Below are 26,789 nucleotides of genomic sequence, written 5' to 3'. Positions count from 1 at the left end.
AAGTTATAGGTAGGATTTAATAAATGGAGGCTAGTTTCGTGCGTTTGCGTTCATCTTTTATTTTGGCTTCATTGGGAATTGCTTTGGCAGCTTGTCAACATAATCAGCAACCAGTGGCCCAACCCGATAGGGAGGCTGCCAATCCTTTTAAATATTCAAAAAAATCATCTGTTTGTCAAATAACACCTATAGTCAAAGAAGCGGATGGAAGTTGGAAAACGACGATGACAGTCCGCAGCGATGATGGTCAATGTGAATTCAATGTTGTGCAACCTGACTCCAAAAACAACTTCATCTCTTTTGGTATTGCAACTGTTCCTGAACATGGCAAGACATTTGTTTATAATTATGATAAAAGAACCTATATAAGATACACGCCATCTTTGGCATATGCAGGAACAGATAGATTCATTGTCAATCTTTTACATCAGGATGGGGGCAATAAAACGGTTTTGTCAGTAGATGTAACAGTAGACAATACAGGTGTTCAGATTCCTAAACCCGCTATAGAACCCGCGAACAAAAATACGACCTCTCGAAAAAAGGTAACACGTCATAGAGCTGTCTCCCATCATCGAAAAACCGTAGGAAAAGCTAAATGATGATTTGAATTTGCCATTACGTTAAATAGTAAAATTAATAGCTGTGGGACGAGGACGCTTCATTCCTTTTTCCTCGGCTTTTCTGATGAGATCTTGCATCGTTATTGAAGCTATTTCCTTCATGATTTTTTGATCAATAGATTGCCATAATGGTTTGATAACTTGTTGAAAAAGTGGAAACGTAAATTCTTCATATTTTTCTTTTTCATCAACCGAAATGGCCTTAATGATATCAGCGATTGAAAGTAGTCTTTTTGGTTTAGCCAGATGATACCCACCTCGTGGTCCACGAGTACTTTCCAAGATTGAAGCTCTGGATAAAAGTTGTAAAATCGGTTCAATACTTCTTTTGGGTAGTTTTGTCCTTGAAGAAATGTCAGAAGCACTTACGGTATTATTGTGACTTGAGTAAAAGGCGATATCTGTTACAATAAGAATAGCGATAATGGCACGATCTTGTCTTAAGAGCATTAAATATTTTTCCTAAGGTTTTAAAGAAATATTTAGTTAATTTAAAATTTATATCCTAATATTAATAGTATATAATAATTATTTAAGATGAAAAATAGTATTTTTTATAAATAAAATCTGTGATGTGGAAATATTTTGCATAAATAGGTTATTTATAGCGATTATTATCCTTAATCAACGAGTAATGGGAATTGTTATGACAAAAAATAATCGTTTTGGGTTGGCACAACCTAGAGGTAAAATTTATAATTCTTTGATTGATACAATTGGTGGGACACCGCTTGTAAGGCCAGGAAATCTAATAAAGCAAGATAATATCGAAGCTGATATTTTATTAAAGCTAGAATTTTTTAACCCTTTATCTTCAGTCAAGGATCGAATTGCCGCCGCGATGGTATATCAGGCGGAAGAAGAAGGGATTATTAGTCCTCATAAAAGTGTACTGGTTGAACCAACATCAGGCAATACAGGTATTGGCTTGGCATTTATAGCGGCAGCGAAAGGTTATCGGCTGATCGTTACAATGCCTGAAAAGGCATCGATTGAGCGTCGAAAAATGATGCGTTTTCTTGATGCGCAGGTTGAACTGACCCCAGGTCATCTGGGAATGGCTGGGGCAATTGCTCGAGCAAAAGAAATTGTAGAAAATACACCTCATGCCTGGATGCCAAAACAATTTGAAAATCCCGTGAATCCACTTGTCCATGAGTATACCACTGCGGAAGAAATCTGGCAGGATACGCAAGGAAAAGTCGATATTGTTGTTGCCGGTATCGGAACAGGTGGAACCATTACAGGAATTGCCAGAGGATTGAAGAAACATAATCCAAAGGTGGAGATATTTGGTGTTGAACCTGCAGAAAGTGCTGTTCTTAACGGAGAAGAGCCTGGTCCTCATGGTATTCAGGGAATAGGGGCAGGATTTAAACCAGGTATTTTGGATACCGATTTACTTAAACAGATTCTGATGGTTTCAGAAAGTGACGCTCTTGCCACGTCAAGACGCGTTGCTCGATTGGATGGTATTCCTGTGGGTATTTCTTCAGGTGCAGCTCTGTTTGCGAGTATTCAGTTGGCAGCCCGTAAAGAAAACAAAGGTAAAGTCATTGTAACGATTGTTCCTTCATTTGCGGAACGTTATCTATCAACACCTTTGTTCAATGGATTGGTTTAAATCCTTATTTAAAACCGTATCGTAAGGGAAATCCGGAATATGTGATATTCCCTCCACGATGAAACTATTTAGCGTAAAATTATTTCCACACGTCTGTTACGTGCCTCCCTTACATTGGGTCCTGTTTGTACTCGCAAATTTTGTGATCCATATCCATGTATATCAATATTGCCGGCCGGAACACCATTTCGTATCAATTCGGATCTGATTTCCTTGGCTCTTTTTAGGGAAAGTTCGATATTGTATTTTTTTCCCTTAATGTCAGGACTAGCAGATGTATCTGTATAACCATCCGCTTCAATACGGGTGTTTTCCACGTTATTGTATGCTTGGGCAGCCTCTCGGACAATAAGTCGCGCTCGATTACTCAGGCTGTAACTATTCCAGTTAAAAAACACAAGATATAATCTTGATTTTCTAGCCTTAGGAACTACAGGGGTTTCATCAACAGGTGCTGCAGGAGGAGGGGCAGGGTTAAATTCATAACGTAACCCGAGTAAAATGGAATGGTTAAAATAGGTGGTTGTATCCCGATTGCCTTTAGTATGACCATAAGGATGGGTAATGTTTCTTCCTCCTTGGGTACCCCATACATCGGCGGTATGACTTTGGGGTGCCAGCATTGTCCAGAATCGATATTCTGTAATGAAGGACAATCCAACAATCCAAGGGGTTGGAAATGATAGCCCTCCAATTCCCTGGTAAGCGAATTGTCCGAATGTACCTCCCATGTGTTCAGTAAGACGATGATCCGAGGTGCGAAGTTTTACTCCATTCATTGTAGACCATCCATAACCAATCCCCGCACCGAAATATGGAAATATATAAGGGCTTCCCACATCCATATCAAAAAGGGCGTTAACCATAAATCCATAAGTTTGTTGGCGGCCCTCACCACGGGCTTTATAGGAACCGAGATTTTGATATTTCAAGGGATTGTTGCGATAATTTCCCTCCACTTCAACTCGAAAACCGTTTCCAAGACCATATCCTAGACTCGTTACTGCAGTGGCCCCTGGTGTATATTTATCGCGACCATCAGGCATAATGGGATTTTGACGCACAACTTGATCTTGATTGATACTAAGCCCGCCAGCACCTGTTACATACAAACCTTTAACCGGTTGTGCTTTTATCGTGGTTGAGGGCATGAGAAAAGTGGTTAAACATAAAAGGGTAGAAATATTAAATATAGATGCAGCAAATAGAGGGAATTTCAAACTCATCTTAATTTTTCACTCCTTAAATCTAGCTATCAGCTGCAAATTGTTTTAGTAAAATATTCTTCGAACTGAAATACCCTTTTTTTAGTGAAGAAAGAAGTAAAAAAAATTTTTTGTTCGAAAAATATATCAAATGTCATTGAAACATCACATAATTTAAATTTACTTGAATAGAAGCAATATACTATTTTCAAACTTAAATAAATACAAGAGAGCAATTTTTAATTGTTATCATTTAGCAATGTAATAATCAAAAAAATATTAATACCGTGAAAAATCCAATTTGGTTGTCTATACAACTTAATCATTCGGGATCATATCAAGTGCTTTTTGGTAAAGCTTTGGGTTAAGAAGCAAATCATCGGCAATCTCAAGATCAATATCTGAACCGATGGCAGGGGGACAGGCATTTCTAATTTGAAGAATGTCCTTTGCTTCAACCGGAAAACGTGATTGTCTAGAAAAGATAACATCACGTGCATAGGAAGATTGATCATTAATTAATTCATTCATTTGTTTTTGAGTGAATTTAACTCCACGACTTGTGCATATTTGCGGAATGATGCCCAAGCCCTGGATTGGCCATCCCAAGGGGGCAATAACCCTGCTCCATGTAACGAAGAGCTCTCCTCCATCAGGTAATTGTGCAATGGTTTGTACAAGACCTTTACCCAGAGTTGTGCTGCCGATTACGACGGCTCTCTTATGATCGGATAACGCAGCGGTTAAAATTTCGGCAGCACTTGCAGTTCTGCCATCAACCAAAATAACAATGGGAACATTATTGGTTATATCTCCTCCCTGTACTGCCCATACGTGATTGGACTCTTGATCTCGTCCTTGTGTCGTTGCTGCAATACCATGATCCAGCAATAATGCAGAGCTTGTTATGGCCTGTTGCAAAACACCTCCTCTATTTCCTCTGAGATCAAGAATCAGGCCCTTTAATTTCATATCTTGAACAGCTTGATCAAGATACTGATTGATTTCTTCCGCAGTGAAAGTTGAAAAGGAGGTTATTTTCAAAATAATTATGTTATCATTTGTAAATGCAAATACGGTCGCTGGTGGAACAATTTCTCTTTTCAAATGTACGATTCTTGTTTTTTTTCTACCGTGTGAGCCCAAGACAAGAGTCAAAGATGAATTGTTGCTGCCCTTTAGCCAGTTATTAATTGTATCAACAGATTGTTTATAGGTACGTTTGCTATCTATTTTATAGATACGTTCACCTACGTTAAGTCCTGCTGACCAAGCGGGACCATTGGTATTGATAGAGCTGATAACGATATAGTTTTTATCTTTGGAGATGGTAATTCCGATATTTGCCTCACCATCTCCTCGTTGATTACGATCCGTGGATGCAAAATTGGGAGCGACATATCTTGAATAGGGATCCATATGATCAAATAATTCATCAAAAAAAGCTTGGGTAAGACCTTGATTGTTTGCCAATTGAATTAAATTGGAATTTTCCCATCCCTTGGTAGAAATATCTGTTATGGTCTTTGCCCATTGGGGTATATCGTTATCTGCCGGCAAGGGATAGTTAGCTAGAATTTTTTGAGACTGTTGAAGAACAAGCTTATCTTCGATTTCATGAATTGATAAAGAGGGGTCAACGGCATTTAAGCCATTCAGTCCCCATAAAGACAATTCTTTTATCGTATGTTCTTCCAGTATTCTGGGTTGTAGAAAAGTCAATGCGGTGGCGATGACATTTTCGTAGCTATGTTGATTAAACGGGGCGATATCTTTTGGTTTTGTGGATGTAGTGGATTGTGCGTATATAGGGGTATAGGTATTAAATGCAAGAATTATATACAGACAATAAAATAAAGGTTTGTATTTTTGCAAAATGAAATATAGAAAACATATCGCATTTTGCGTCAGTCTAAAGAAACAGAAATGTCGTATTAGGAGGAAAATGATTGTTCTCCAAAGACAATAAAATATTTTAAATATAAGGTTAGCCAATATTAAAAAAGCTATAGCAACTTTAAGATTATTAAAACCTAAATATAAAAATAACAAAATCTGTCACGTAAAAAACACAATAATCTAGTTAAAAATCATATTATTTTTTTGTTTTTTTTACTGTTTTTTTTACTGTTTTTTTCTTTTTTGTTGGCGTTTTCTTTACCTCTTTTCCTTTTTCTTCGAGAAGTTTCAATGCGTCCTCTAGGGTTGTATTATCTCCGTTATCTCCTTTTGGTAGGGATGCAACAGATTTTTTATGCTGTATATAAAATCCGAAACGTCCTTTTCTTAATAAAACAGGTTCCTTATCTTTTGGATGAAGCCCCAGATTACGGATAGAAGCCATTTTTTTTGCAAGAACCTCCAAGGCTCGATTCAATCCTACTGATAAAATATCTTCATTTTTATCCAAGGCGGCAAAAATATTTCCCATTTTGATATAAGGGCCAAAACGTCCCAATCCGATTTCGATTTTTTCACCTGTCTCAGGATATTCTCCAAGTAATTTTGGAAAAGATAACAGGGCAATGGCCTGATCTAGGGTAAGTGTATTTCCATCAATATTATTTGGAATAGCGGCACGTTTGGGTTTGATCTTTTTATTTTCAGGATCAGCCTCACCAGATTGTATATATAATCCGTAAGGTCCTTTACGAAGTGAGATTACTTCATTATTTTCTGGATTATTTCCAAGGATTTTGCTGCCTTCTTTTAAAATCTCATTATTTTCTTGATCAGCATTATCCAGACTTAACTTTCTAGTATATTGACATTCAGGATAGTTGGTACATCCTATAAACGCCCCATAGCGACCCAGTTTCAGATGAAGTTTGCCATTTTCACAGGCAGGACATTTTCTGGGGTTGGACCCGTCCGTTGTTTCGGAAAAGAAATGAGAGCCAAGATCATGATCAAGCGCATCAATAACATCAGAGATTTTCAGTTCTTTTGTTTGCTCGATGGCATTGGAAAAATCGTTCCAAAAATCCTGTAAAACTTTTTTCCAATCTATTTTACTATCGGAAATTTCATCAAGTTGTCCCTCTAACGTGGCGGTAAAATCGACATCAACGTAACGTTTAAAGAAAGATGTTAGAAAAGCGGTAACCAAACGTCCACGATCCTGAGGAATAAAATAACGATTTTCAAGAGTAACATAACCTCTGTCACGTAAAACCCCGAGAATGGATGCATAAGTGGATGGACGACCAATACCCAGTTCCTCCATCTTTTTAACAAGTGAAGCTTCACTATAGCGTGGAGGAGGTTGAGTAAAATGCTGACTAGGCAAAATTTCTTTGGTTTGAAGAGTCTCTTTTTCTCTTAAGGGGGGTAGGAGTGACCCTTTGTTGTTTTTATTTTCCGCCTCATCTTTATCTGTATCATCAAAACTTTCTGTATAAACTTTTAAGAAACCCTCAAATGTTATTGTTGATCCCGTTGTTTTAAAGCAATTTTCCTGCTTTTCATCTGTTATTGTTATGGAAATTTGATCAAGTTCTGCGGATTCCATCTGACTGGCAAGAGCTCTTTTCCAGATAAGATCATAAAGCTGTTTCTGATCAGCTGTTAAATAAGAACTGATTTGTTCAGGAGTGAAATTGATATGTGTGGGTCGTATGGCTTCATGTGCCTCTTGGGCGTTTTTTGCCTTACTTGTGTATTTGCGTGGTGATTTTGGTACAAATTTTTCGCCATATTTGGTATTGATATGATTACGAATGGCCTGAATTGCTTCATTGGCCATTTGTACTCCATCGGTTCTCATATAGGTAATCAAACCGACGGTTTCCCCCTTGACTTCAATTCCTTCATAAAGTTGTTGTGCGGTACGCATCGTGTTTTGTGCGCTCATTCTTAATTTTCTTGATGCTTCCTGCTGTAATGTCGAGGTGGTAAAGGGGGGGGATGGATTCCTTCTTGTTTTTTTTCGCTCTATGGTACGAACGCTAAACTGTTGATTATTTAAATATGTACAAGCCTCTTTTGCCAGATTTTTCGTACTTAGATCAAATTGTTCAAGTTTTTTGTTTTTTAAATGGGTAAGTTTTGCCGTGAAATCCTTATTGGATGAAGAGATAAAAGTGCCATGAATGGTCCAATATTCTTTGGATTGAAAAATCTCGATTTCAGCTTCACGTTCGCATACAAGACGCAAGGCAACAGATTGGACTCGTCCTGCACTTCGGGATCCAGGTAATTTCCGCCATAAAATTGGTGATAATGTAAAGCCTACCAGATAATCAAGTGCACGTCGTGCAAGATATGCTTCAATCAAAGGTTGGTCCAGTTTCCGGGGATGTTGAATAGCGTATTGAACTGCCTGTTTGGTAATTTCATTGAAGGTAATACGCTCGACATTAATATTTTTAAGTAATTTCTTTTCATTCAGAATGGATTGGACATGCCAGGAAATTGCTTCCCCCTCACGATCGGGGTCAGTGGCAAGATAAAGTGTTTTGGCATTTTTTAAGGCCTGGGCAATCGCCTTGATCTGCTTGTTTCCACGTTCATCCGTTTCCCAATCCATGGCAAAATTTTCAGTCGGCCTAACACTTCCATCCTTCGGAGAAAGATCTCGGACATGCCCGAAAGAGGCGAGAACAGTGTATTTGTTTCCAAGATATTTATTTATGGTTTTGGCCTTGGCAGGCGATTCAACAACGATGACGTCTGTCATTTTCTCTCCAGACGGATTAGTAAAAATGAGTTCTTCAATTAGAAACAGAATACTATCTTTTCTTTAGTAAGAAGCAACTGCTATTTTGGTTTTTAATTCATTTTTTAAATGGATGTGATTTACATATTAAAACGAAAATAGAAGAAAAATTCAAGAATTCGTTTGATTTCCTCATTTTAAAATATAGCCATTATGGCAAAGAAAAATTTTTTGCTGGATTTCAAGTAAGGTAAGAGTACTCTGAATTTCATTGGTAGGGTAATGAACATTTCTCAAGATTAGATCGATAGGTGTAGGGGTGGCAGAAAGCAGGAAGAGAATATCATCTTCAATTGTTCTTGAATTGTTTTTATCAGGTATATTGACCTGTGGAAGATTCTTGTTCTGGAGGGATATATTTTCAGCTGCGGGAGAATAGGTGAAAAGATCAGTATTGGAATAGGTGTTTTCTTGGATAAGGGGATGGGGGAGTTCGGATATTATATCCATGGCATTTTCTGTTAATATAGCCCCCATTCTAATCAAGTTATTACTTCCTTTACAACGTGGGTCAATGGGAGATCCTGGTACTGCAAAAACGGGACGGTTATAATCAAGCGCTTGTTTAGCCGTGATAAGACTGCCGGAATGCTGGGCAGCCTCAATGACAATACATCCCCAGCTCAATCCAGCAATAATACGGTTTCTGCGTGGAAAATGCATGGCTTGTGGTTGGGTTCCAATAGAAAATTCAGTTAAAACAACTCCTTTTTCTGTTATTGATTTTTGAAGGTCTTTATGTTCTGTTGGATAAAAAATATCGATTCCACAACCAATTACGGCAATGGTGAAACCTGTGTATAAGGCCCCTTTATGAGCTGCTTTGTCAATACCTCTGGCTAGACCAGAGGTTATGCCAATTTGATGTGCGGATAGATCAGCCGCAAGATTTTCTGCCATTTTAATGCCATGTATAGAAGCATTACGCGCCCCGACAATAGCAACATTTCTCTTTTTTAATAACTCGATATTGCCCATGGCAATCAGAATAGGAGGGGCATCTTCAAGCATATCAAGCAAGGGCGGATATTCCAGAGTTCCATGAAGAACGAATTGTCCCCCCAATTCAAGTGTTTGATCAATTTCTCTATGAAGTATTTTATTATCAGGAACTTGAAATTTTTTTGTTGAATCTTTTGAACGTTTTAATTTTGGTAAAATTTCCAAAACAGCTTCAGGGGTTTGATAATGGTCAAGTAATTGTCGATAACGGATTCCACCGATCCCTTCCGTTCTGGCAATTTTTAAATATGGAAGTAATTGTTTTACAGATAGGGTGGAAGATAATGGTTTCTTGGACATTTAGCTTAATTTTTTTGGTTTTTTTCACCAATCCGAGGTTCTGTACCGTTGCTGAGACGGTATATGTTGGTTCTATGACGAAAAAATATGAGTAAACTTATAAGAAGGGCGGGAAATAAAAGAGGGGTTTTAAGATCAAGATGATTGAAAATCATAATGAATAAAGGCCATGCAACAAATGCGGACAACCCTCCTATAGAGGAAATTCGGGACAGTCTGGCGGCAAGTAACCATACAATACATGATAATAGACCAGCAATAGGGGTTAAGGCAAGGCTGACACCTAACCCTGTAGCAACACCTTTTCCACCTTTGAAATTTATCCAAACGGGAAAACAATGGCCGACTACTACAAAAATTGCGGCAAGTGATTCGGCCTGAACTGTATAGTTAATGGCAAAAATATAGGCACACCATATTGCAAAAGAACCTTTCCCCATATCGAGTAAAAGAGTTAAAACCGCTAGTTTTTTTTTGCCTGTACGTAAAACATTTGTGGCGCCAATATTGCCTGAACCGATTTGGCGAATATCTCCTATTCCACCAATATAGCTAACCAACATTCCAAAAGGAATGCTGCCAATCAGATAGGACAAAAAGATAATGCCTGCCATTAATGTCCATGCATATTGGGGTATATGCCAAATCATAGGGTCTCTCTTTTGTAAATACAGCGTCCCATTTTCCAGGTTCCAAGGACGACACCTGGAAGGACACGATTGTCAAATGGAGTGTTTTGAGCCCGTCCTGGTAATTTTCCCGCTTCAACCTGCCAGGTTTGATCCGGATCAAATAAGCATAAATCTGCAACATTTCCTTTGGCAAGCGTTCCGATAGGTTGACGCAGGATTTTCGCAGGATTGTTACTTAAAAGTGAAATAGCCTTTGCGAGGGGCAGATTGCCATTTTTGACTTGAATAAGGGTAACACTTAAAAGGGTAACTAGCCCTGTTCCGCCCGGAGCCGCCTCTGCAAAGGGTAAACGTTTGTCATCCACATCTCTTGGAAGATGATCCGAGGCGATTGCATCAATGGTTCCATCTGCCAATCCCTGACAGATTGCAAGACGATCCGCTTCGGAACGGAGTGGTGGGGAAAGTTTGGCATAGGTTCTAAAATCACCAATGGCCTCTTCATTCAAGTCAAAATAGACCGGGGCGGTATCACAGCTGATATTAAATCCCTTTGATTTTGCCTGTCGAATTAGATTAAGTCCCTCCGCGGTGGAAATATGTCCAAAATGTAATCGACAATTTGTTTGTTCCGCCAATCGTAAATCACGGGCAATCATAATTGCTTCAGCCGCAGTTGGGACAGAAGGCAAACCAAGTCTTGTTGCCAGCTCTCCCTGGGTGGCACTGCTATTTTTGGCCAGACTGGGGTCTTCGGGATGCTGAATGATCAATCCGTCAAATCCACTTGCATAGGCCATGGTCTGCATCATCAAACGGGTATCTGCAAGCGCCTTGTCTCCGTCCGTGAAACCAATGGCGCCAGCCTCTTGAAGCAAGCCTATTTCTGCAAGTTCCTTTCCCTCACAACCAACAGTTAATGCACCATAAGGAAGAATGGACACCGATTTTGTTATTTCACCCTTGGCCTTTAGCAGGGTTACCAACGCGGGATTATCGATGGCGGGGTTACTATTGGGTAGAATCGCCATGGTGGTTATCCCACCTGCAGAAGCCGCTTCTGCTGCGGTGGCAATGGTTTCCCTATATTCAAATCCAGGCTCTCCCACGGTTACACGCATATCAACAAGACCAGGACAAAGAATGGCTCCTTTTCCATCAATGACATCGCAATCTGATGGTTGCCCTTCTGTTTCCGGAAGATCTATCCCGGCAATTTTATCATTTTTGACAAGAAGTTTTCCCGGTTGATCCAATCCTGATTGAGGATCAATTAAATGGACATTGGTGAAAAGAATTGATTTCATGGCTGCGCCTTTATGTGAGAGAATTTTTCAAGAACTGCCATTCTTACGGCAACACCCATTTCGACTTGTTCCTGTATGACGCTTTGATGCGGATCATCGGCAACATGACTGTCAATCTCTATTCCCCGGTTTAATGGTCCAGGATGCATGACCAATGCATTTGACTTTGCAAGGTTTAACCGTCTTCGATCCAATCCAAAGAAACGAAAATATTCACGGGTACTTGGGATTAATCCAGCACTCATTCTTTCTCTTTGAAGACGTAACATCATGATAACATCAACATTTTTAACTCCTTCATCCATTGAGTAATAAGGGGTGGCACCCATTTTAGCGATTGTTGAAGGCAATAAGGTTCTTGGACCAATAACCCTTACATTGCAACCCATTGTGTTAAGAAGGATTATGTTTGAACGGGCAACTCGGCTATGAGCTATATCTCCACATATTGCAACAGTCAAACCTGTCAATTTTCCAAAGTGGCGACGAATTGTTAATGCATCAAGCAAAGCCTGAGTGGGATGTTCATGAGTTCCATCGCCGGCATTGATGACACTTGCATCGACCTTTTGGGCAAGAAGCGCAGGGGCACCAGATTGTGCATGTCGAATGACAAGCAAATCAGCTCGCATAGCGTTTAAGGTATAGGCCGTATCCAGTAATGTTTCCCCCTTGCTGACCGAAGAAGTGGAAACGGACATGTTAATGACATCAGCACCCAGACGTTTTCCCGCCAGTTCGAAAGATGTACGAGTGCGGGTACTATTTTCAAAAAACAGGGTGATTAACGTACGTTCTCTCAACAGATTGCGAGGGGTCTTGCGAGAACGGTTTAGTAAGGCATAGTTTTCTGCCCGGTCCAGTAATATTTCAATTTGGTCTTCGGGAAGTCCTTCTATACCAAGAAAATGCTGTCCAAAGGAATTAACCATTAATTACGGCTCCTAATCTAGCCAAAACCTCATTTTTGCCTAATGCGAGAAGTGTATCATCAATTCCTGGCGACATGGTGCTTCCTGTTACAGCCGCCCGTAAAGGCTGGGCAACTTTACCCAATTTCAGGTTTTCCTTTTCAGCAAATGCATGTAGACAGTTATTGACAGATTCTTTTGTGAATTCAGGTAGTTTATTCAGTTCCATGACAAGTTTACTCAACAAGGCACGATTATTTTCATTCAATAATTTTTGTGCCTTGTCCGTAAAATTTAATGGAATTGACATACAAAGGAAAGAAGCATTTTCAGCCAATTCATTCAGATTTTTTGCGCGTTCTTTCAATCCAGGCATCAATAACTTGATTTTCTGTTCATTATTCTGGCTTAAATCAAGGTCTTCCCGTCCCTTCAAACGAGACAATACATCTTTGGTTAGTCTTTCATCATCTGCCTGTCTTAACCAGTATCCATTAACATGTGTTAATTTGGCATAATCCATTCGAGATGGAGAACGGCCAACACCATCCAGATCAAATAACCTAATTTGATCTTTCCGACTGAGTATTTCCTCATCTCCATGACCCCAGCCTAATCTAAGCAGGTAGTTACATAAAGCCTCAGGCAAATATCCTTCATCACGAAATTCAACAACCGAACTTGCACCATGTCGTTTGGACAATTTCGCACCATCGGGACCATGAATAAGGGGAAGATGGGCAAATTTGGGAATATTCCACTCCATCGCGCGATAGATCATTAATTGTCTAAAACTATTGGTTAAATGGTCATCGCCACGAATGACATGGGTGATATTCATGTCATGATCATCACAGACAACAGCGTGTTGATATGTTGGGGTTCCATCAGCGCGTAGGATAATCATGTCATCCATTTCGATATTGGCGACGGTGACCTCTCCTTGAACAAGGTCTTGAATAACGGTTTCACCTTCTTTGGGGGCCTTGATGCGAATGGTATAAGGTGCATTGGAGGGTGCCTCGGATGGATCACGGTCACGCCAGTATCCGTTATAACGGGGAGGTTTTCCCTCAGCCAGTGCCTTGGCACGCATTTGAGCCAAATCCTCTGATGTGCAGAAACATTTATAGGCTTTTCCTGTCTCGAGAAGATGAAGAGCGATTTCCTGGTGTCTTTTAATTCTTGTCGATTGAAAAACAGGCGGTTCGTCAGGTGTTAACCCCATCCATGCCAGTCCATCAAGAATAACATCAACAGCTTCTTGAGTAGAGCGCTCTCTGTCAGTATCCTCAATCCGTAATAAGAATTCGCCATGATGATGTTTGGCATAAAGATAGTTGAATAGTGCAGCGCGAGCATTGCCAATATGAAGCAATCCCGTTGGACTTGGAGCAAAACGTGTACGAACGGTCATGGGTATCTTTCTTGCACGTAGAATGAAAAGTGAATTGAAATAATGTTTATATTAATTATTAAAAATAAAGATATGAAGTCTAGAAAAAAAATATTTTTATGGAGTTTTTGAACTATTTTAGACAGCATAAAAAATGTCATTGCTCTGTTGGTAAGGGAAACCGACCATTCGAAATTATGGATGCCTGTGATATTGGGTCTTGGAAGTCTGATTTATTTCACTCTTACGAGTGAACCAGATTTATCTTATGGTTTTATATTTTCAATATTCGGTTTGATAGGAATGGCAGTCATTCGATGGCGTTATCCCCTTCAACTAAATCTCTATATTTTTCACTGTGTTGTTTTTTTATTGGGATCAGGGTTTTGTCTTGCATGGTTACAAACACATCGACAGGAACCTTTTTACCGTTTGCCAACGCATGCGGCCACAATGAAAGGAAAAATTCGTCGAATAGAGATTTTATCAAGTGGAAAAACCCGTGTTTTAGTGCATCGTGTTCATTTTTTATCATATCCAGAATCTGAACAGAAAGAATGGCATCGATATATTCAAATTACATTATTCCATACCGATCATTCCCAAATTAATGTCGGAGATTGGATAGAGGTTAAAGCGATGCTGAAGCATCCATTTCCTCCAGTTAGAATGGCGAGTTATGATTTGCAATTTCATGATTGGTTTAAAAATATTGGTGCTTATGGATATGCTATCGCTCCTATTAACGTAATTAGAAAAAGCGATAAAACCTCAATACAATTGATACGTGAAAAAATAGCCTGTCGTATCAGGATTTTATTGCCTGGTGAGACTGGTGCAATTGCGCAAATTCTATTAACCGGAATTGATGCGAATTTATCTCAAGAAAACAGACATGTTTTTGCTGTGGCCGGACTGGCCCATTTATTGGCCATTGCTGGTCTGCATCTGGGAACGGTGATGTTGATTGTTGGCGGTACAGTACGCTGGATTTTATTGCGAAGTGAATATATTGCCTTGCATTGGCCAGTGAAAATGATTGCGTTATCAATTGGATGGATTGCAAATTGTATCTATCTTCTTCTTACAGGATTTCATTTGCCGGCAATTCGTAGTCTGATAATGGCAAGTTTGATCGTTTTCGCCCTGTCTATGGATCGTCGAAGTTTATCAATGCATAATTTGATGCTGGCAGCATTGATGATTTTGATTTTTTCACCCTCATCGATCATGAACGTATCCTTTCAGATGTCTATGGCAGCTGTGATGGCTATAATTGCAGGATATGGTTGGGGATATGACCGTTTTTTGAAAAAATCCAAGAACACTTGTGGTTTAAAAAAAATTTTTTTCTATATTTCGGAGGCTGCATGGATCAGTTTCCTGGCTGGCTTGGCAGTATGTCCAATTGTTATGGCTCATTTTCATGAACTGAATTTATATTTTATTTTGGCAAATTTGATTGCGGTTCCTGTAACAATGTTTTTGATCATGCCAACTGGATTACTATCCCTGGTAACTATCGGGACAGGAATTGATTATTATTTTTTACATTTGATGGCGTATGGAATTAATTTGGTAATTAATACAGCCCGAATTGTTAATGATTTCCCTTATGCGGTTATATGGGTTAAGGATATGCCTGGATGGGGGTTGACATGCTATTTTATTGGATTATGCATTATCTGTTTATGCGTGACTCGGTTAAAAATTACCGGCATTCTTCTGATTACGATAGGGATTATATCCTGTTTATGGGGTAAAAATCCTGATCTGGTAACATCTGCGGATGGACAAATGATTGCCATTCGACGAACTGGGTTTATATGGGTAATTTGTCAGCATGGATGCAACAAATATACGATTGAGGGATGGAAACAATACTTGGGTGTATCAAAAGTGAGAATTCAATTTTCTCACAATCATGACAGAAATATTCTTTGCAAGGATTTTTATTGCAAATTGCTGGATGAACATGTTTTGATCATATTAAAAAAACCTGAGAATTTCTTTTTCCAAGCTGAAATATGTCATGCTATGCGGTTGGAAATTTCTTTATTATGGGAACAGCGTTTATGTCCTGATATATCATTTGTTGATAAAGAAAAAAACTGGGTATATGGATCACATAGCATATGGTTGAATTCAAACAAGATCAAAAATGATTTGTCATTAAGAGGCAATCGTCCATGGGTTATGGAACCAATTCAACGTGGTATTCCGAATTTACCCGAAGCTTTGAGTGAATAAATCAAAACGGACTTATGTTTTTATCTTGGTAATGGCATATTTGCACAACAGGACAGTGCCAGCATTCAGGTTTTTTAGCCTTACAGCAATAGCGTCCATGTAAAATCAACCAATGATGTGATTTCGCAATCAATTCTCGGGGAATATTTGTTACTAGATTTTTTTCAACATCGAGGGGTGTCTTGCCAGGAGCTAGACCCGTGCGATTGCCTATTCGAAATATATGCGTATCAACTGCCATGGCAGGTTGATCAAAAGCAACACTTAATACTACATTTGCTGTTTTTCTTCCAACACCGGGTAAAGCTTCCAAAGCCTCTCTCGTTTGCGGGACTTGCCCATTATAATTTTCGATCAATTGTTTGGAAAGCGCTATAACATTTCGGGATTTGGCACGCCATAAACCGATGGAATTGATAAAGGGAACTAATTTTTCCTCACCAAGAGCAACCATTGCTTCAGGTGTAGATGCAATCTTGAACAATTTATTTGTGGCTTTATTAACAGATATGTCAGTTGCCTGAGCCGACAAAACAACGGATACTAAAAGCGTGTAGGGTGAAGAATAATTCAGTTCAGTTTTAGCGTCCGGACGTGCCTTGGCAAGAAGACGAATGAATTCCTTGATTTCTTTCTTATTCATTGCCTTTGCTAAAGGTGTTTCTTTATCTGCTTTAATAATCATGGAAAAATTTTAATTAAGCAAATGGTAACTTTTTCCCACCAAGAATATGAAAGTGAAAATGGAAAATTTCTTGACCGGAATTCTTGCCAATATTACTGATAATGCGATAACCATCTTTGTCAAGACCCAATAAATTGGCTACATGTGCAACAGCCTTGGTAAAAGCTACAATTTCCTCGGGGGCTGCACGTTGAGAAAAATCAGCATAGGAGGTATAAGGGTTTTTGGGAATGACCAAGGCATGAATTGGTGCCTTGGGGGCTACATCGTGAAACGCCAACACATATTCATTTTCATAAATTGTTTTTGCTGGAATTTCTTTTTTCAAAATTTTAGCAAATATATTTTGAGAATCATAACGAACTGAAGTTGAAGCCATTGTTTCACCTGTTATTTTGAAGATTTTAAATTACGAGAAGCCTTTTCCTCGATCCCGCTTATTTTCTCTCTTTTATGAAGTTCCGCCCAAACATCTTCAGGCGATATATCTGTTATAACCCACATGGCCAACAAATGATACAAAACATCGGCACTTTCACTGATCAGGTTTTGTGAATTTTTTGTTGCACATTCAATCAGGCATTCAACAGCTTCTTCACCGAATTTCTGTGCAACCTTGTGTGACCCTTTTTTCAGTAATTTGGCAGAATAGCTTTTTTGAGGATCATTATTTTTTCTTTCTTCAATCTTTTTATATAGACGATCAAGAATTTCACCATTTAGATTGGATTTCATACCTTGTTTCCTTTATTAAATTCGGATCAGGAAAGGCGGACGGGAATGTTGTTTCCTGCCAGAGACTTTTTTACCTGCTCAATCGTAAATTGGCCAAAATGAAAAACGCTGGCTGCAAGTAATCCTGTTGCTCCTGTTTGTGCGCCTTCGGTAAAATGTTGTAATTGACCCACACCCCCCGAAGCAATCACAGGGACACGAACATTACTGTTAATTGCTTTCAGAAGGTCAAGATCAAAACCTTTTCCCGTACCATCACGATCCATGCTGGTAATTAAAAGCTCACCAGCACCACGCCTGGTCATTTCCTTTGCCCATTGAATGACATTAATACCCGTTGGATTACGACCACCATGACTGTAGACCTCCCATGAACCTTTATCATCAGATCGTGCGTCAATAGCAACAACGATACATTGACTGCCAAATTTATTGGCTCCATCATTAACAAGATCCGGATTTTTAATGGCTGCGGAATTAATGGCGCATTTATCCGCTCCTGCTAAAAGAAGCGCACGTATATTGTCCGGTGTACGAATACCCCCGCCAACAGTCAAAGGAAGAAAAATTTTTTCCGCTGTACGATTCACCACATCAATGATGGTGTTTCTGTTTTCATTGCTTGCGGTTATATCCAGAAATGTCAATTCATCGGCACCTGCCTTATCATAAACCAATGCCTGTTCAACGGGATCACCGGCATCACGTAGGGAGACAAAATTGACTCCCTTGACCACACGTCCGTTCTTAACATCAAGACAAGGAATGACACGGGTTTTCAACATGTTTCCAACACCTTTAAAGCGTCATTGATCCGAATGCGTCCATCATAGAGGGCTCGACCAACAATTACACCCTCTATTCCTGGCTCCTGATTGGCAATGTTTCGTAATGCCTCAATATGTGCAAGGTTACCAATGCCTCCACTGGCGATAATCGGTATCTGGAGATGATGGGCAAGATTGGCAGTTTGTTCAAGATCAAGTCCGGATAACATGCCATCTCGTTCAATTTCAGTAAAGATAATGGCAGAAGCACCGCTGTCCTGTAAACGTAAGGCGAGGTCCAGGGCTTTCATTTCAGAGGTTTCCGCCCAACCTTCGGTGGATACATATCCTTTTTTGGCATCAATACCAATCACGATTTGACCAGGAAAGGATTTGCAGGCCTGATAAACTAGTCTGGAATTTTTAACGGCGACACTACCGAGGATAACTCTTTTTATGCCCTTATAAAGCCAATATTCGATAGCATTTAGGTCCCGTATTCCACCTCCAAGTTGAACAGGCACCTGAGAATTGGCAAGAATGCTTAAAATAGCTTCTGTATTAACAGATTTTTTTGCAAAGGCACCATCAAGGTCAACAACATGTAACCATTTACAACCCTGATTATTCCAGTTTCGCGCTTGTTCACCGGGATTGTCAGAATATATTGTTGCCTGATCCATTTCACCCTGACGTAATCGAACACATTGACCATTTTTCAAATCAATCGCGGGATATAATGTTAGGGGATGGACTGCTGAAGAAAAGCTGGACATAAATAAGTTACACTTCATGAAGTTAAAATTATGGTAGGTTCAAAAAGGATTTATATAAAAAATATCCCCTGAAAATTTGCCCGTTGATTTTTCGATAATAAGGGTGGGTTGCCCAATGATGATATCCATTTTTCAAATAAAACTGAAATAATTTTTTCTGACTTTCATCAATTTGCACATTAATGATCGGGAAACCTAGTTGGGCAATGGTCTGTTCGATTTTTAGAAGTAAACGTTTACTGACGCCGACATTTATGGCATAGGGTGCAACTGCAAAAATGGTGATTTTTGCAGCAATATAGGGAGATTCCTCTTCTTTTAGTGGTGTTTCAACCTCGCAAAATGCGACAATATGTCCATCCATTCGACCTGTGAAAAGAGTTTTTTCGGGAACAAGTAACGATCCCTTTATATAGCTTTCCAACAATTGTCTTGGTGGTGCCTTAACCCAGCGACAATGATAACCAGCCAATATCGCGGCTTCCAGAGATTCACAGATTGCATGCAAATCATCATCATTATCAAGGGTGGTAATTTGTTCTAATTCGATTTTTGGAAGTAGGTTTGAGTTGATGTTATCCATTGTAATTAATAAATACTTGCTAAGCGGGGGTAGGATTCCATCTTAGGAAATTTGCCAAAATATGTAATCCAACCTGTTGACTCTTTTCGACATGAAACTGCGTGCCAATCGCATTCTTTTTGGCGATGATGGCCGGAATGGATATGCCATAATCGGTTGTAGCGATAATATCCTTGTTATCTTCAGCGAACAAAGCATATGAATGGACAAAATATGCATGATCACCTGGATTTATTCCATTCATAACAGGATGTGCATTTACTTTAAAATTTAGTTCATTCCATCCCATATGGGGTAAAGGTAAATCTGTTGTATCGATAGGTTTTATTTTACCCTGGATCCATCCCAAACCTTTAGTTGTTTTATGTTCCAATCCCTGTTCAGCCATTATTTGCATGCCAACACAAATTCCTAGGAAAGGGGTCCCTTGCCGAACTTTGGCATTTAACGATTCAAGCAAACCGGGAATGGATTGCAATCCACTCATGCAATCTGCAAACGCTCCCTGACCAGGTAATATAAGACGGTCCGCATTTTGAACATGTTCTGGTTTGTTGCTGATTTCAACATCAACAGGCAGATTGATCATGTGGGCCGCCGCAATCAGGGCACGTTGAGCGGAGGCAAGGTTTCCGCCGTTATAATCAATAACAATAATGCTTTCGGGTTTATGTTTCATGAATTGATATAGTTTGTTAAACGGGGTTTTTTATCAAGTAAACGAAGAAGGGCAAATTTCTTATTGGGTGCGGCAATTACGGTTTGAAGATTCCATCCTGCCCATTGCAATTCGGTTCTTTGAAAGTGGAAGGCAAAGCAACCTACTATAAAATGTACCAAAGCCATCAAGAAGAAAGATGGATGTATCCAGATAATCAGTGAAAAACAGACACTTAAAAGAATTAATCCATGAATCCAGCTTTTTTGGACAAAAAGACCAACAGGTCCAAGTATAAATACGAGCCAGGAAAAACCCTCAGGCACTAGTTTTAATTCGGAAGGTTGGTTTTGGTTTGCATAGACAGTAAAATATTTCACAACACACCTTTGGTTGATGGAATGGAATGCAAAGCACGTGAATCGAATTCACAAGCCATTCGCAAAGCACGTGCAGTTGCTTTAAATGTTGCCTCGGCAATATGATGGGAATTACGACCCGCATGCAATATTGCATGCAAGTTCAAATGGGCGCTCATCACAAACCCACGAAAAAATTCTTCAAATAATTCGGTATCCATCTTTCCTATCTTTTCTGTTGGAAAAGACACGTTCCATGCCAGGTATGGGCGACCAGAAATATCGATAACGACTTCGCTCAAGGCCTCATCCAGAGGAACAGAGGCTTGTCCAAACCGACAGATTCCTTTTTTCTCTCCAATCGCTTTCTGGAATGCCTGACCCAAAGTTATGCCGACATCTTCCACTGTATGATGAAAATCAATATGTAGATCGCCTTTGACCATTATGTCCAAGTTAAACAAGCCATGTTTGGTAAGAGCTGTCAGCATGTGGTCAAAAAAACCGATTCCCGTTTCGATATTGGACTGACCTGCTCCATCAAGATTCAGGGTGAGCTGGATATCTGTTTCCGAGGTTTTGCGATGTACGGATACCTGTCTTTGAGTATTCATAAAAGATAACTTTAAAATATAAATTTTATTTGACATTCAATTAATAACTTGCTTTTGCCGGAATGCCAAGATTAAAGAGTAAGAAATGAAATTATGAAATCATGAATCTCTTATGAATAGAACTTAAATTCATAATACTTTTTACGTATTTTTGTCTCGAGGAAATTACAGTAAGTTTAGATTTGATATGAAACTTACATTATAAATGGTAAAATTATAAATAACTTTATTGTAATGGATAATTTTATGTCAAATATTGATTTTCTGCTTTCTCGTTTTTCATGTGGTTCATTAACGCAACCTGCGCCAAATGACGATGAATTGCATCAAATTTTATCAACAGCGATGCGGGCTCCTGATCATGGGCGCTTACGTCCCTGGCGTTTTGTGATTATTGGTAAAGAGTATCGAGAAAAATGGGTAAGATCATTGGAAAAGATCCTTACAAAACCGGATTCTTGTTATCCCCCTGCTTATATAACCAAAATAGTGCAAAATTTTTCGAATGCCCCTTTGATCTTGGCACTTGGATTTCGTCAATTTCATGATGACAAGACGTCTATCTCCCTTGATGAACAGTTGATGGCAGCATCAGCAGCAACCATGAATATATTGAATGCTGTCCATGTTCTGGGATTTGGTGCAAAATGGATTACAGGCCCCATTGATGTCCCTGAAATTACGGAATTATTGGGACTGAAAAAACCGTATAGAATGATCGGGTTTATGTTTATCGGAACACCTGTGGAAGGATCTGAGGCACCTCCACGGGTTTCAGTGGATGATTATGTCGCTAACTGGCAGGGAAATGCAGTAAATTTCAAAATTGATTCATAAATAGTTAAAGAGATGAAACGATGTTAAAGATTAAAGATATGATGGATGTTGTTGTGATTGGCGGGGGTCCTGCAGGATTAAGTGCGGCATTGTCCCTGGAAGGGATTGGTCTGAAAGTCACTGTTATTGATCCAGCCCCAATGACAGCTTTGCAAGAACCTTCTTTTGATGGTCGTGAAATAGCTTTGACCCATCATTCCGTTTCATTGATGAAATCAATGGGGATATGGGACCGTATTCCTCAAGATGAAATTTCTTCGCTCAGGGAGGCCAGGGTTGAGAATGGGGAAGAAAACAATCCTTTGATTTTTGACACGCAGGGAAAGGGCGAAGAGGCTCTTGGTTATCTTGTCCCAAATCATCTGATCCGAAAGGCAACATTTGAAGAGGTTCAATCTCGTGAAGGGATTACTGTTTTATTCAATACACGCTGTAATAAATTAAATTGCTTTGTTGATTATGCCCGGGTTGAATATTCCAATGCAGATCAGGACGATGCAGTTTTTTCTACAAAACTGGCTGTTGTAAGTGACGGACGTTTCTCCAAAATAAGGGACAGTCTTGAAATTGGATATTTGCTGCATGATTTTCATCGACATATGATGGTATGTCGTATGAAGCATGAGTTGCCTCATCATCAAGTTGCCTTGCAATGGTTTGACAAAGGACAGACTGTTGCCTTACTGCCATTGAATAATAATGTCACTTCTGTTGTATTGTCTCTTCCTCCTGATGAAATGAATCGGGTCAGATCGTTGGGAGCCGAACAATTCAATCTGGAAATAATGAAACGCATACATGGACGGCTTGGAAAAATGGAGCTTGTTTCCACCCGGCATGTTTATCCTTTGAAAACTGTATTTGCCAACCGGTTTGAAACAAGACATGCTGCCTTGGTCGGCGATACGGCTATTGGAATGCATCCTATCACAGCCCATGGTTACAATTTTGCCCTGATTGCCCAGGAAATCCTGGCAGATGAAGTTTTGGCAGGTTTAAAAAGGGGAGAGGAAATCGGCACATCGAAACAATTACGCCATTTCGAAAAACGGTTAAGAATCAAAACCATGCCGATGTTTACCCTGACAAACACTATTGCAACGCTTTATACACGTGAAGAGAAGGGATTGTGGAAATTAAGGAGGTTAGGTATTAAAACGGCCAATTTACTAAAGCCTGTTAAGAATAAAGTCGTGGATACCCTAATTGATAAAACCACAACATTGCCTTCTCCAAAATCGATTTTATCGAAAAGATTTTGATTAATTCACTTTTAATATAAACAGGATGAAATAGTAATAATTTATTGTATCATCTTGTTTCATTAAAGAATTTGTAAAAATCAACAATTTACAATTCAATTTTCCTGCGTTTTTGGCGAAGGACTGATTCAATCCATTCATTTAATTTCTTCGTATTTTTCTCGGCATTTTCCAGATCTGGGTAAAAATCGGGAAAACGCAAGGATAGCCAGCGCCAACTTACCAGGCGTTTATGCATTTTTTCAGCGCGTTCAAGTTCGCGTCGGGATGCCTGGGCTGGATTGGGTAATTTTCCAGATCCAGGGGCGGGTATGGTTTTGCCGGCAGCATGATCCGCTGCCCAATGAGTAAGCCGTTGAATGCCATTGTCACGGTCATCGACCGGACATGTTGAATATGTCCAGCGATCTTTAAGGGAAAGACCATCCACTCCCTCCAGTGAGGATGCAATCGCGAATGTTTCCTCCATTTTTGCCAATCGATAATTGGGATCATCAGGACGTAAAACAGCCCGTTTCAAGCGTGTCAATACACCGAATAAACTCGTTGAATTGATTTCATTGGCAATTGCTTGAACAATATCACTGTCAGGTTGCACCAGGGGCCGCAAATCATCTTCCTGGATTGAAGGGGCCTCTAGATTACGATGGATGAAGGTAGGATCGCCCGCACCAGCCATAATACCTACAATTCCGTTTTCATGCTTGCCATATCGACCTGCACGTCCGCCTATTTGCTTGATTTCCTGGGATGTGAGGGGGCGCCTGTTTTGACCATCGAATTTAAAGATCGTGCTGAATATAACACGTTTGATGGCTAAATTTAATCCCATACCGATAGCGTCTGTTGCGATTAAAATATCTGCCTCGCCATTATTGAAGCGTTTTGCTTCCGCCCGCCTGACTTCCGGACTCAAGGCCCCATATATTACAGCAACGCGATGGCCTTTCTGCATTAGAAGGGAACGTAGATCCAAAACCTCTCTTCTTGAAAAGGCGATAAGTGCATCACCCGTTCTCAATTTTGATAACCTGATTGGCGAACTGGCAGTGATAAGGGGACTTTTTCTTTGTAGGATAATCTCGTCACAAGGGTCATCACATAAATTGGCAATGCGTTTGACAATAGGGATACATTCTGGTGAACCCAGAACAAAAACATGGCGTGCCGGAACGCCCATAATTGCAGCCGTCCATGCTGCGCCACGATCAGGATCTGTCAGCATTTGCGCCTCATCAATCAATGCCACATCAACAGGATTGTCCATCGGGCACATTTCTACAGTAGCTGCCAGAAAACGGCTTCCGGGGATAATATTGCGCTCTTCACCCGTTTTCAAGGATGCCTCAATATCACGTTCCGCCAAGGCTTCCTTGAATTCATGCGCCAATAAACGTAGTGGTGCAAGGGCAATTCCACTCTCACTTTTAGCCATTGCTTCCAAGGCAGTATAAGATTTTCCACTGTTGGTTGGTCCAGTCACAATGGTGATATGTCTTTTCAGGGAGCGGGCTGTTATAAAATGCCCTGCATATCGATCCATTGCCGCTACATTGGCCAATACCTTGTTTTTGATATTGAGATCACCAAGGTTTATATATTTACCCTTTTTTTCCTTAGGGATTTCTTCGATCCAACTTGTAATTTGATTGCGTAATTTTCTCAATTCAACAGGATCAAATTTCCAAATATCTTTTCCGCGTTTCTTTATTTTCTGGGCAATTGGAATTCTGTTCTGTCCAATCCATTTTAGGGCATCCCTGGACGAGCAATGCAATATTGTGGGTATATCCTTGAAGTTTACAAGGCTATTTTCCCATTCCCTTTGTCGTTTTATCTCTTGTTTCTTACGGGCCTTGGCTGTTTGTAGTAACTGTTCATTTTTTTCTTTATTGATCTTATAATCTGTCAAAATCTGATCAATAAAACTATCTTTATCCTGTATATCAAAAGCCATGGCAACGGTATCTGCCATAATTGTCAATTGTTCATTATCAAATGTTCTAGCTGAGACATTATTGGTTTCAAGCTGTAAATTCTGAATTGCCTCATGGGCATTGCTGCTTGATTGTTTCAAACGGTTTCCTAGGGCAAGCTGCAATGCATTTTCAAAATTAGTTTCATTGGGTTCAGGTGTGTGAATAAACGAAACCGCCCATGCAATATCTTCGGGTTGAACCCAAACATATTTTTTTTGTTGGACAAGCTGGGTTAATTTTTTTGCCCATCCCTTTCTACGAATATTACAGAGAAGTTTTATAAAATTTGCTGGTGCAATCGTGTCAGAGTCAGTTTCAAATTGGCGTTTAATGAGTTTTTTTAGACGATTTTCCTCTTGAGGCGTAATATCTAGCCGGGTTTCTTGTAAGATTTTGTAAAGAGCAAGTTCAGAAGGGGATGAGTTCATATGATTTAACAGATTAAAAATTGAATTTTATTATTTAGTACATATCTAGAATACAAGATAAAAGATGATATAGGTTTTTCGCAACATATTGTACTTATAATATAAGTTTTTTTATTTTAATGCCTTATATTTATGTATAATTTGAAAAAATTGATTAAATAAGATTGAATCAAAAAATTTTATCAGTATTTTCTTATTTAGAGATAATTTTAAAACACGGTATTTTTTTTAAAATGACGAATTGGGTTTCAATATATAAGATAAATTTCATATAAATTGACCAATATTGCAGGAGATTAGTAAATAATGACAGAATCAGTGATGATTGATGATTCTTTTCGTCTTTCCCCGCCCTCTAAAGAATATAGTCACTTAAATGCTGAAAAGGTTTTATCTGTTCATCATTGGACGGACCGTCTTTTTTCTTTCACTTGTACGCGCACCTCAAGTTTAAGATTTGATAATGGTCAATTTTGCATGATCGGAATCGAGGTAAATGGCAAACCTTTATTGCGAGCTTATAGTGTTGCAAGCGCTAATTATGAAGAACATCTTGAATTTCTGTCAATCAAGGTTCCTGATGGTCCCTTGACTTCACGTTTATGTCATATGAAGGTCGGTGATACGGTTCTTATTGGACGTAAACCAACGGGAACCCTGGTGCTTCCTAATTTGAAACCCGGTCGAAACTTATATTTCTTTTCAACGGGAACCGGATTGGCACCTTTCATGAGCCTTATTCGTGATCCAGAGGTATACGAGAATTTTGAAAAAGTGGTCCTGACCCATACTGTACGCATCAAAGGGGAACTGGCTTATCATAATTATATTTTAAATGATTTGCCAAATAATGAATTTCTGGGAGAATATGTAAAAGAAAAACTGGTTTATTATCCTACAGTTACTCGTGAGGAATTTCCTGTAAGAGATCGTATCACGACCCTGATTGAAAATGAGAAACTGTTTTCTGATATTAATTTACCTGTTATGGATCCCGAACATGATCGTGCTATGATTTGCGGTTCTCCAGAAATGTTGGCGGAAACCAAGTCAATTCTTGAAAAAAGAGGTTTTGTAGAAGGCAACGGTTCATCACCTGGTTCCTTTGTAATTGAAAAAGCATTTGCGGAGCAATAATT

At 39.4% G+C, this 26,789-nt stretch carries 25 protein-coding genes; 6 read left to right on the top strand and 19 right to left on the bottom strand.

What is annotated here, in order from left to right; genetic code table 11:
• Positions 1 to 23 precede the first annotated feature (23 nt).
• Complete coding sequence (locus tag H3T44_RS02100) at positions 24 to 602, top strand: hypothetical protein (protein ID WP_122123799.1); 579 nt, start codon at positions 24 to 26, stop codon at positions 600 to 602.
• A 21-nt stretch (positions 603 to 623) separates the two neighbouring features.
• On the opposite strand, the gene H3T44_RS02095 is transcribed toward H3T44_RS02100, so the two are convergent.
• Positions 624 to 1,073, bottom strand: a complete 450-nt coding sequence (locus H3T44_RS02095) for an Rrf2 family transcriptional regulator (protein ID WP_110438269.1) — start codon at positions 1,071 to 1,073, stop codon at positions 624 to 626.
• A 196-nt stretch (positions 1,074 to 1,269) separates the two neighbouring features.
• Here H3T44_RS02095 and cysK point away from each other — a divergent pair, with 196 nt between their 5' ends.
• Positions 1,270 to 2,247 carry a cysteine synthase A gene (cysK, locus tag H3T44_RS02090; RefSeq protein WP_155568288.1) on the top strand — a complete coding sequence of 326 codons (978 nt, stop codon included), beginning with the start codon at positions 1,270 to 1,272 and terminating at the stop codon, positions 2,245 to 2,247.
• A 68-nt stretch (positions 2,248 to 2,315) separates the two neighbouring features.
• Here cysK and H3T44_RS02085 read toward each other — a convergent pair whose 3' ends face one another.
• The 8 genes from H3T44_RS02085 to gltX all read right to left on the bottom strand — a co-directional run bounded on the left by H3T44_RS02085 (position 2,316) and on the right by gltX (position 13,738).
• Positions 2,316 to 3,473, bottom strand: coding sequence for an OmpA family protein (locus H3T44_RS02085; protein WP_155568287.1), 1,158 nt, complete (start codon positions 3,471 to 3,473; stop codon positions 2,316 to 2,318).
• A 297-nt stretch (positions 3,474 to 3,770) separates the two neighbouring features.
• Positions 3,771 to 5,327: a S41 family peptidase gene (locus H3T44_RS02080; RefSeq protein WP_232347479.1), complete on the bottom strand. Its 1,557-nt coding sequence runs from the start codon at positions 5,325 to 5,327 to the stop codon at positions 3,771 to 3,773.
• A gap of 220 nt (positions 5,328 to 5,547) precedes the next feature.
• Positions 5,548 to 8,130 (bottom strand): type I DNA topoisomerase, encoded by a 2,583-nt coding sequence (topA, locus tag H3T44_RS02075; RefSeq protein ID WP_198195820.1) that lies wholly within the window; start codon positions 8,128 to 8,130, stop codon positions 5,548 to 5,550.
• A 171-nt stretch (positions 8,131 to 8,301) separates the two neighbouring features.
• Positions 8,302 to 9,471, bottom strand: coding sequence for a DNA-processing protein DprA (gene dprA, locus H3T44_RS02070; RefSeq protein WP_198195818.1), 1,170 nt, complete (start codon positions 9,469 to 9,471; stop codon positions 8,302 to 8,304).
• A 5-nt stretch (positions 9,472 to 9,476) separates the two neighbouring features.
• Positions 9,477 to 10,121: a glycerol-3-phosphate 1-O-acyltransferase PlsY gene (gene plsY / locus H3T44_RS02065; protein ID WP_122123795.1), complete on the bottom strand. Its 645-nt coding sequence runs from the start codon at positions 10,119 to 10,121 to the stop codon at positions 9,477 to 9,479.
• Entirely contained in the window at positions 10,118 to 11,410 is a 1,293-nt protein-coding gene (locus tag H3T44_RS02060) for a dihydroorotase family protein (RefSeq protein WP_198195816.1), read from the bottom strand. Before H3T44_RS02060 ends, plsY begins: the two co-directional genes overlap by 4 nt.
• Positions 11,407 to 12,342: an aspartate carbamoyltransferase catalytic subunit gene (locus tag H3T44_RS02055; protein ID WP_155565670.1), complete on the bottom strand. Its 936-nt coding sequence runs from the start codon at positions 12,340 to 12,342 to the stop codon at positions 11,407 to 11,409. The genes H3T44_RS02060 and H3T44_RS02055 overlap by 4 nt, the downstream gene beginning before the upstream one ends.
• On the bottom strand, positions 12,335 to 13,738 hold the full coding sequence (gene gltX, locus H3T44_RS02050; RefSeq protein ID WP_198195815.1) for a glutamate--tRNA ligase: 1,404 nt from the start codon (positions 13,736 to 13,738) through the stop codon (positions 12,335 to 12,337). The genes H3T44_RS02055 and gltX overlap by 8 nt, the downstream gene beginning before the upstream one ends.
• A gap of 180 nt (positions 13,739 to 13,918) precedes the next feature.
• Between gltX and H3T44_RS02045 the strand changes: the two genes are divergently transcribed.
• On the top strand, positions 13,919 to 15,967 hold the full coding sequence (locus tag H3T44_RS02045; RefSeq protein WP_198195813.1) for a ComEC/Rec2 family competence protein: 2,049 nt from the start codon (positions 13,919 to 13,921) through the stop codon (positions 15,965 to 15,967).
• Between the two features lies 1 nt (position 15,968).
• On the opposite strand, the gene nth is transcribed toward H3T44_RS02045, so the two are convergent.
• The 9 genes from nth to hisB are packed head-to-tail and all read right to left on the bottom strand — an operon-like array spanning position 15,969 to position 21,144.
• Positions 15,969 to 16,652 (bottom strand): endonuclease III, encoded by a 684-nt coding sequence (gene nth, locus H3T44_RS02040; protein WP_230873077.1) that lies wholly within the window; start codon positions 16,650 to 16,652, stop codon positions 15,969 to 15,971.
• A 13-nt stretch (positions 16,653 to 16,665) separates the two neighbouring features.
• The gene (locus H3T44_RS02035) at positions 16,666 to 17,031 is read right to left on the bottom strand and encodes a histidine triad nucleotide-binding protein (RefSeq protein WP_198195811.1); all 366 of its coding nucleotides are present in this window, start codon (positions 17,029 to 17,031) and stop codon (positions 16,666 to 16,668) included.
• An 11-nt stretch (positions 17,032 to 17,042) separates the two neighbouring features.
• Positions 17,043 to 17,387, bottom strand: a complete 345-nt coding sequence (locus H3T44_RS02030; protein ID WP_198195809.1) for a phosphoribosyl-ATP diphosphatase — start codon at positions 17,385 to 17,387, stop codon at positions 17,043 to 17,045.
• A 26-nt stretch (positions 17,388 to 17,413) separates the two neighbouring features.
• Positions 17,414 to 18,172, bottom strand: coding sequence for an imidazole glycerol phosphate synthase subunit HisF (hisF, locus tag H3T44_RS02025; protein ID WP_198195807.1), 759 nt, complete (start codon positions 18,170 to 18,172; stop codon positions 17,414 to 17,416).
• Entirely contained in the window at positions 18,166 to 18,930 is a 765-nt protein-coding gene (hisA, locus tag H3T44_RS09180; RefSeq protein ID WP_347376851.1) for a 1-(5-phosphoribosyl)-5-[(5-phosphoribosylamino)methylideneamino]imidazole-4-carboxamide isomerase, read from the bottom strand. Before hisA ends, hisF begins: the two co-directional genes overlap by 7 nt.
• Before the next feature lie 28 nt (positions 18,931 to 18,958).
• Positions 18,959 to 19,513 (bottom strand): GNAT family N-acetyltransferase, encoded by a 555-nt coding sequence (locus H3T44_RS09175; RefSeq protein ID WP_347375187.1) that lies wholly within the window; start codon positions 19,511 to 19,513, stop codon positions 18,959 to 18,961.
• A 19-nt stretch (positions 19,514 to 19,532) separates the two neighbouring features.
• Entirely contained in the window at positions 19,533 to 20,192 is a 660-nt protein-coding gene (gene hisH, locus H3T44_RS02015; RefSeq protein WP_122123788.1) for an imidazole glycerol phosphate synthase subunit HisH, read from the bottom strand.
• Positions 20,189 to 20,551, bottom strand: coding sequence for a hypothetical protein (locus tag H3T44_RS02010; protein WP_122123787.1), 363 nt, complete (start codon positions 20,549 to 20,551; stop codon positions 20,189 to 20,191). Before H3T44_RS02010 ends, hisH begins: the two co-directional genes overlap by 4 nt.
• Positions 20,548 to 21,144, bottom strand: a complete 597-nt coding sequence (hisB, locus tag H3T44_RS02005) for an imidazoleglycerol-phosphate dehydratase HisB (RefSeq protein WP_198184631.1) — start codon at positions 21,142 to 21,144, stop codon at positions 20,548 to 20,550. The genes H3T44_RS02010 and hisB overlap by 4 nt, the downstream gene beginning before the upstream one ends.
• Positions 21,145 to 21,390: 246 nt before the next feature.
• On the opposite strand from hisB, the gene H3T44_RS02000 reads away from it, so the two are divergent.
• Both H3T44_RS02000 and ubiM read left to right on the top strand, forming a co-directional pair.
• On the top strand, positions 21,391 to 21,981 hold the full coding sequence (locus tag H3T44_RS02000) for a nitroreductase (RefSeq protein ID WP_198195805.1): 591 nt from the start codon (positions 21,391 to 21,393) through the stop codon (positions 21,979 to 21,981).
• Between the two features lie 20 nt (positions 21,982 to 22,001).
• Positions 22,002 to 23,243: a 5-demethoxyubiquinol-8 5-hydroxylase UbiM gene (gene ubiM / locus H3T44_RS01995; RefSeq protein WP_198195803.1), complete on the top strand. Its 1,242-nt coding sequence runs from the start codon at positions 22,002 to 22,004 to the stop codon at positions 23,241 to 23,243.
• An 88-nt stretch (positions 23,244 to 23,331) separates the two neighbouring features.
• On the opposite strand, the gene H3T44_RS01990 is transcribed toward ubiM, so the two are convergent.
• Positions 23,332 to 25,650 (bottom strand): helicase-related protein, encoded by a 2,319-nt coding sequence (locus H3T44_RS01990; protein WP_198195802.1) that lies wholly within the window; start codon positions 25,648 to 25,650, stop codon positions 23,332 to 23,334.
• A gap of 306 nt (positions 25,651 to 25,956) precedes the next feature.
• Here H3T44_RS01990 and H3T44_RS01985 point away from each other — a divergent pair, with 306 nt between their 5' ends.
• Positions 25,957 to 26,787, top strand: coding sequence for a ferredoxin--NADP reductase (locus H3T44_RS01985; RefSeq protein WP_198195800.1), 831 nt, complete (start codon positions 25,957 to 25,959; stop codon positions 26,785 to 26,787).
• Positions 26,788 to 26,789 lie beyond the last annotated feature (2 nt).

The sequence above is a fragment of the Commensalibacter sp. M0355 genome (assembly GCF_016101365.1).
In the GTDB taxonomy this organism is placed as follows: Bacteria; Pseudomonadota; Alphaproteobacteria; order Acetobacterales; family Acetobacteraceae; genus Commensalibacter; species Commensalibacter melissae.
Note: the sequence above shows the minus strand (reverse complement) of the source record. Positions and strands in the feature narration are given on the sequence as shown.

Excerpts from the sequence above, each read along its gene's own strand:
- H3T44_RS02060 (WP_198195816.1), bottom strand. The coding sequence starts at position 11,410 with ATGAAATCAATTCTTTTCACCAATGTCCATTTAATTGATCCTCAATCA.
- H3T44_RS02085 (WP_155568287.1), bottom strand. The coding sequence starts at position 3,473 with ATGAGTTTGAAATTCCCTCTATTTGCTGCATCTATATTTAATATTTCT.
- H3T44_RS02000 (WP_198195805.1), top strand. The coding sequence starts at position 21,391 with ATGTCAAATATTGATTTTCTGCTTTCTCGTTTTTCATGTGGTTCATTA.
- hisH (WP_122123788.1), bottom strand. The coding sequence starts at position 20,192 with ATGAAACATAAACCCGAAAGCATTATTGTTATTGATTATAACGGCGGA.
- ubiM (WP_198195803.1), top strand. The coding sequence starts at position 22,002 with ATGTTAAAGATTAAAGATATGATGGATGTTGTTGTGATTGGCGGGGGT.
- H3T44_RS02030 (WP_198195809.1), bottom strand. The coding sequence starts at position 17,387 with ATGAAATCCAATCTAAATGGTGAAATTCTTGATCGTCTATATAAAAAG.
- H3T44_RS02095 (WP_110438269.1), bottom strand. The coding sequence starts at position 1,073 with ATGCTCTTAAGACAAGATCGTGCCATTATCGCTATTCTTATTGTAACA.
- hisB (WP_198184631.1), bottom strand. The coding sequence starts at position 21,144 with ATGAATACTCAAAGACAGGTATCCGTACATCGCAAAACCTCGGAAACA.
- H3T44_RS02055 (WP_155565670.1), bottom strand. The coding sequence starts at position 12,342 with ATGGTTAATTCCTTTGGACAGCATTTTCTTGGTATAGAAGGACTTCCC.
- topA (WP_198195820.1), bottom strand. The coding sequence starts at position 8,130 with ATGACAGACGTCATCGTTGTTGAATCGCCTGCCAAGGCCAAAACCATA.
- gltX (WP_198195815.1), bottom strand. The coding sequence starts at position 13,738 with ATGACCGTTCGTACACGTTTTGCTCCAAGTCCAACGGGATTGCTTCAT.
- dprA (WP_198195818.1), bottom strand. The coding sequence starts at position 9,471 with ATGTCCAAGAAACCATTATCTTCCACCCTATCTGTAAAACAATTACTT.
- H3T44_RS02035 (WP_198195811.1), bottom strand. The coding sequence starts at position 17,031 with ATGGCTTCAACTTCAGTTCGTTATGATTCTCAAAATATATTTGCTAAA.
- H3T44_RS02045 (WP_198195813.1), top strand. The coding sequence starts at position 13,919 with ATGCCTGTGATATTGGGTCTTGGAAGTCTGATTTATTTCACTCTTACG.
- H3T44_RS01985 (WP_198195800.1), top strand. The coding sequence starts at position 25,957 with ATGACAGAATCAGTGATGATTGATGATTCTTTTCGTCTTTCCCCGCCC.
- nth (WP_230873077.1), bottom strand. The coding sequence starts at position 16,652 with ATGATTATTAAAGCAGATAAAGAAACACCTTTAGCAAAGGCAATGAAT.
- hisF (WP_198195807.1), bottom strand. The coding sequence starts at position 18,172 with ATGTTGAAAACCCGTGTCATTCCTTGTCTTGATGTTAAGAACGGACGT.
- H3T44_RS01990 (WP_198195802.1), bottom strand. The coding sequence starts at position 25,650 with ATGAACTCATCCCCTTCTGAACTTGCTCTTTACAAAATCTTACAAGAA.
- cysK (WP_155568288.1), top strand. The coding sequence starts at position 1,270 with ATGACAAAAAATAATCGTTTTGGGTTGGCACAACCTAGAGGTAAAATT.
- hisA (WP_347376851.1), bottom strand. The coding sequence starts at position 18,930 with ATGTCCAGCTTTTCTTCAGCAGTCCATCCCCTAACATTATATCCCGCG.
- H3T44_RS02100 (WP_122123799.1), top strand. The coding sequence starts at position 24 with ATGGAGGCTAGTTTCGTGCGTTTGCGTTCATCTTTTATTTTGGCTTCA.
- H3T44_RS09175 (WP_347375187.1), bottom strand. The coding sequence starts at position 19,513 with ATGGATAACATCAACTCAAACCTACTTCCAAAAATCGAATTAGAACAA.
- plsY (WP_122123795.1), bottom strand. The coding sequence starts at position 10,121 with ATGATTTGGCATATACCCCAATATGCATGGACATTAATGGCAGGCATT.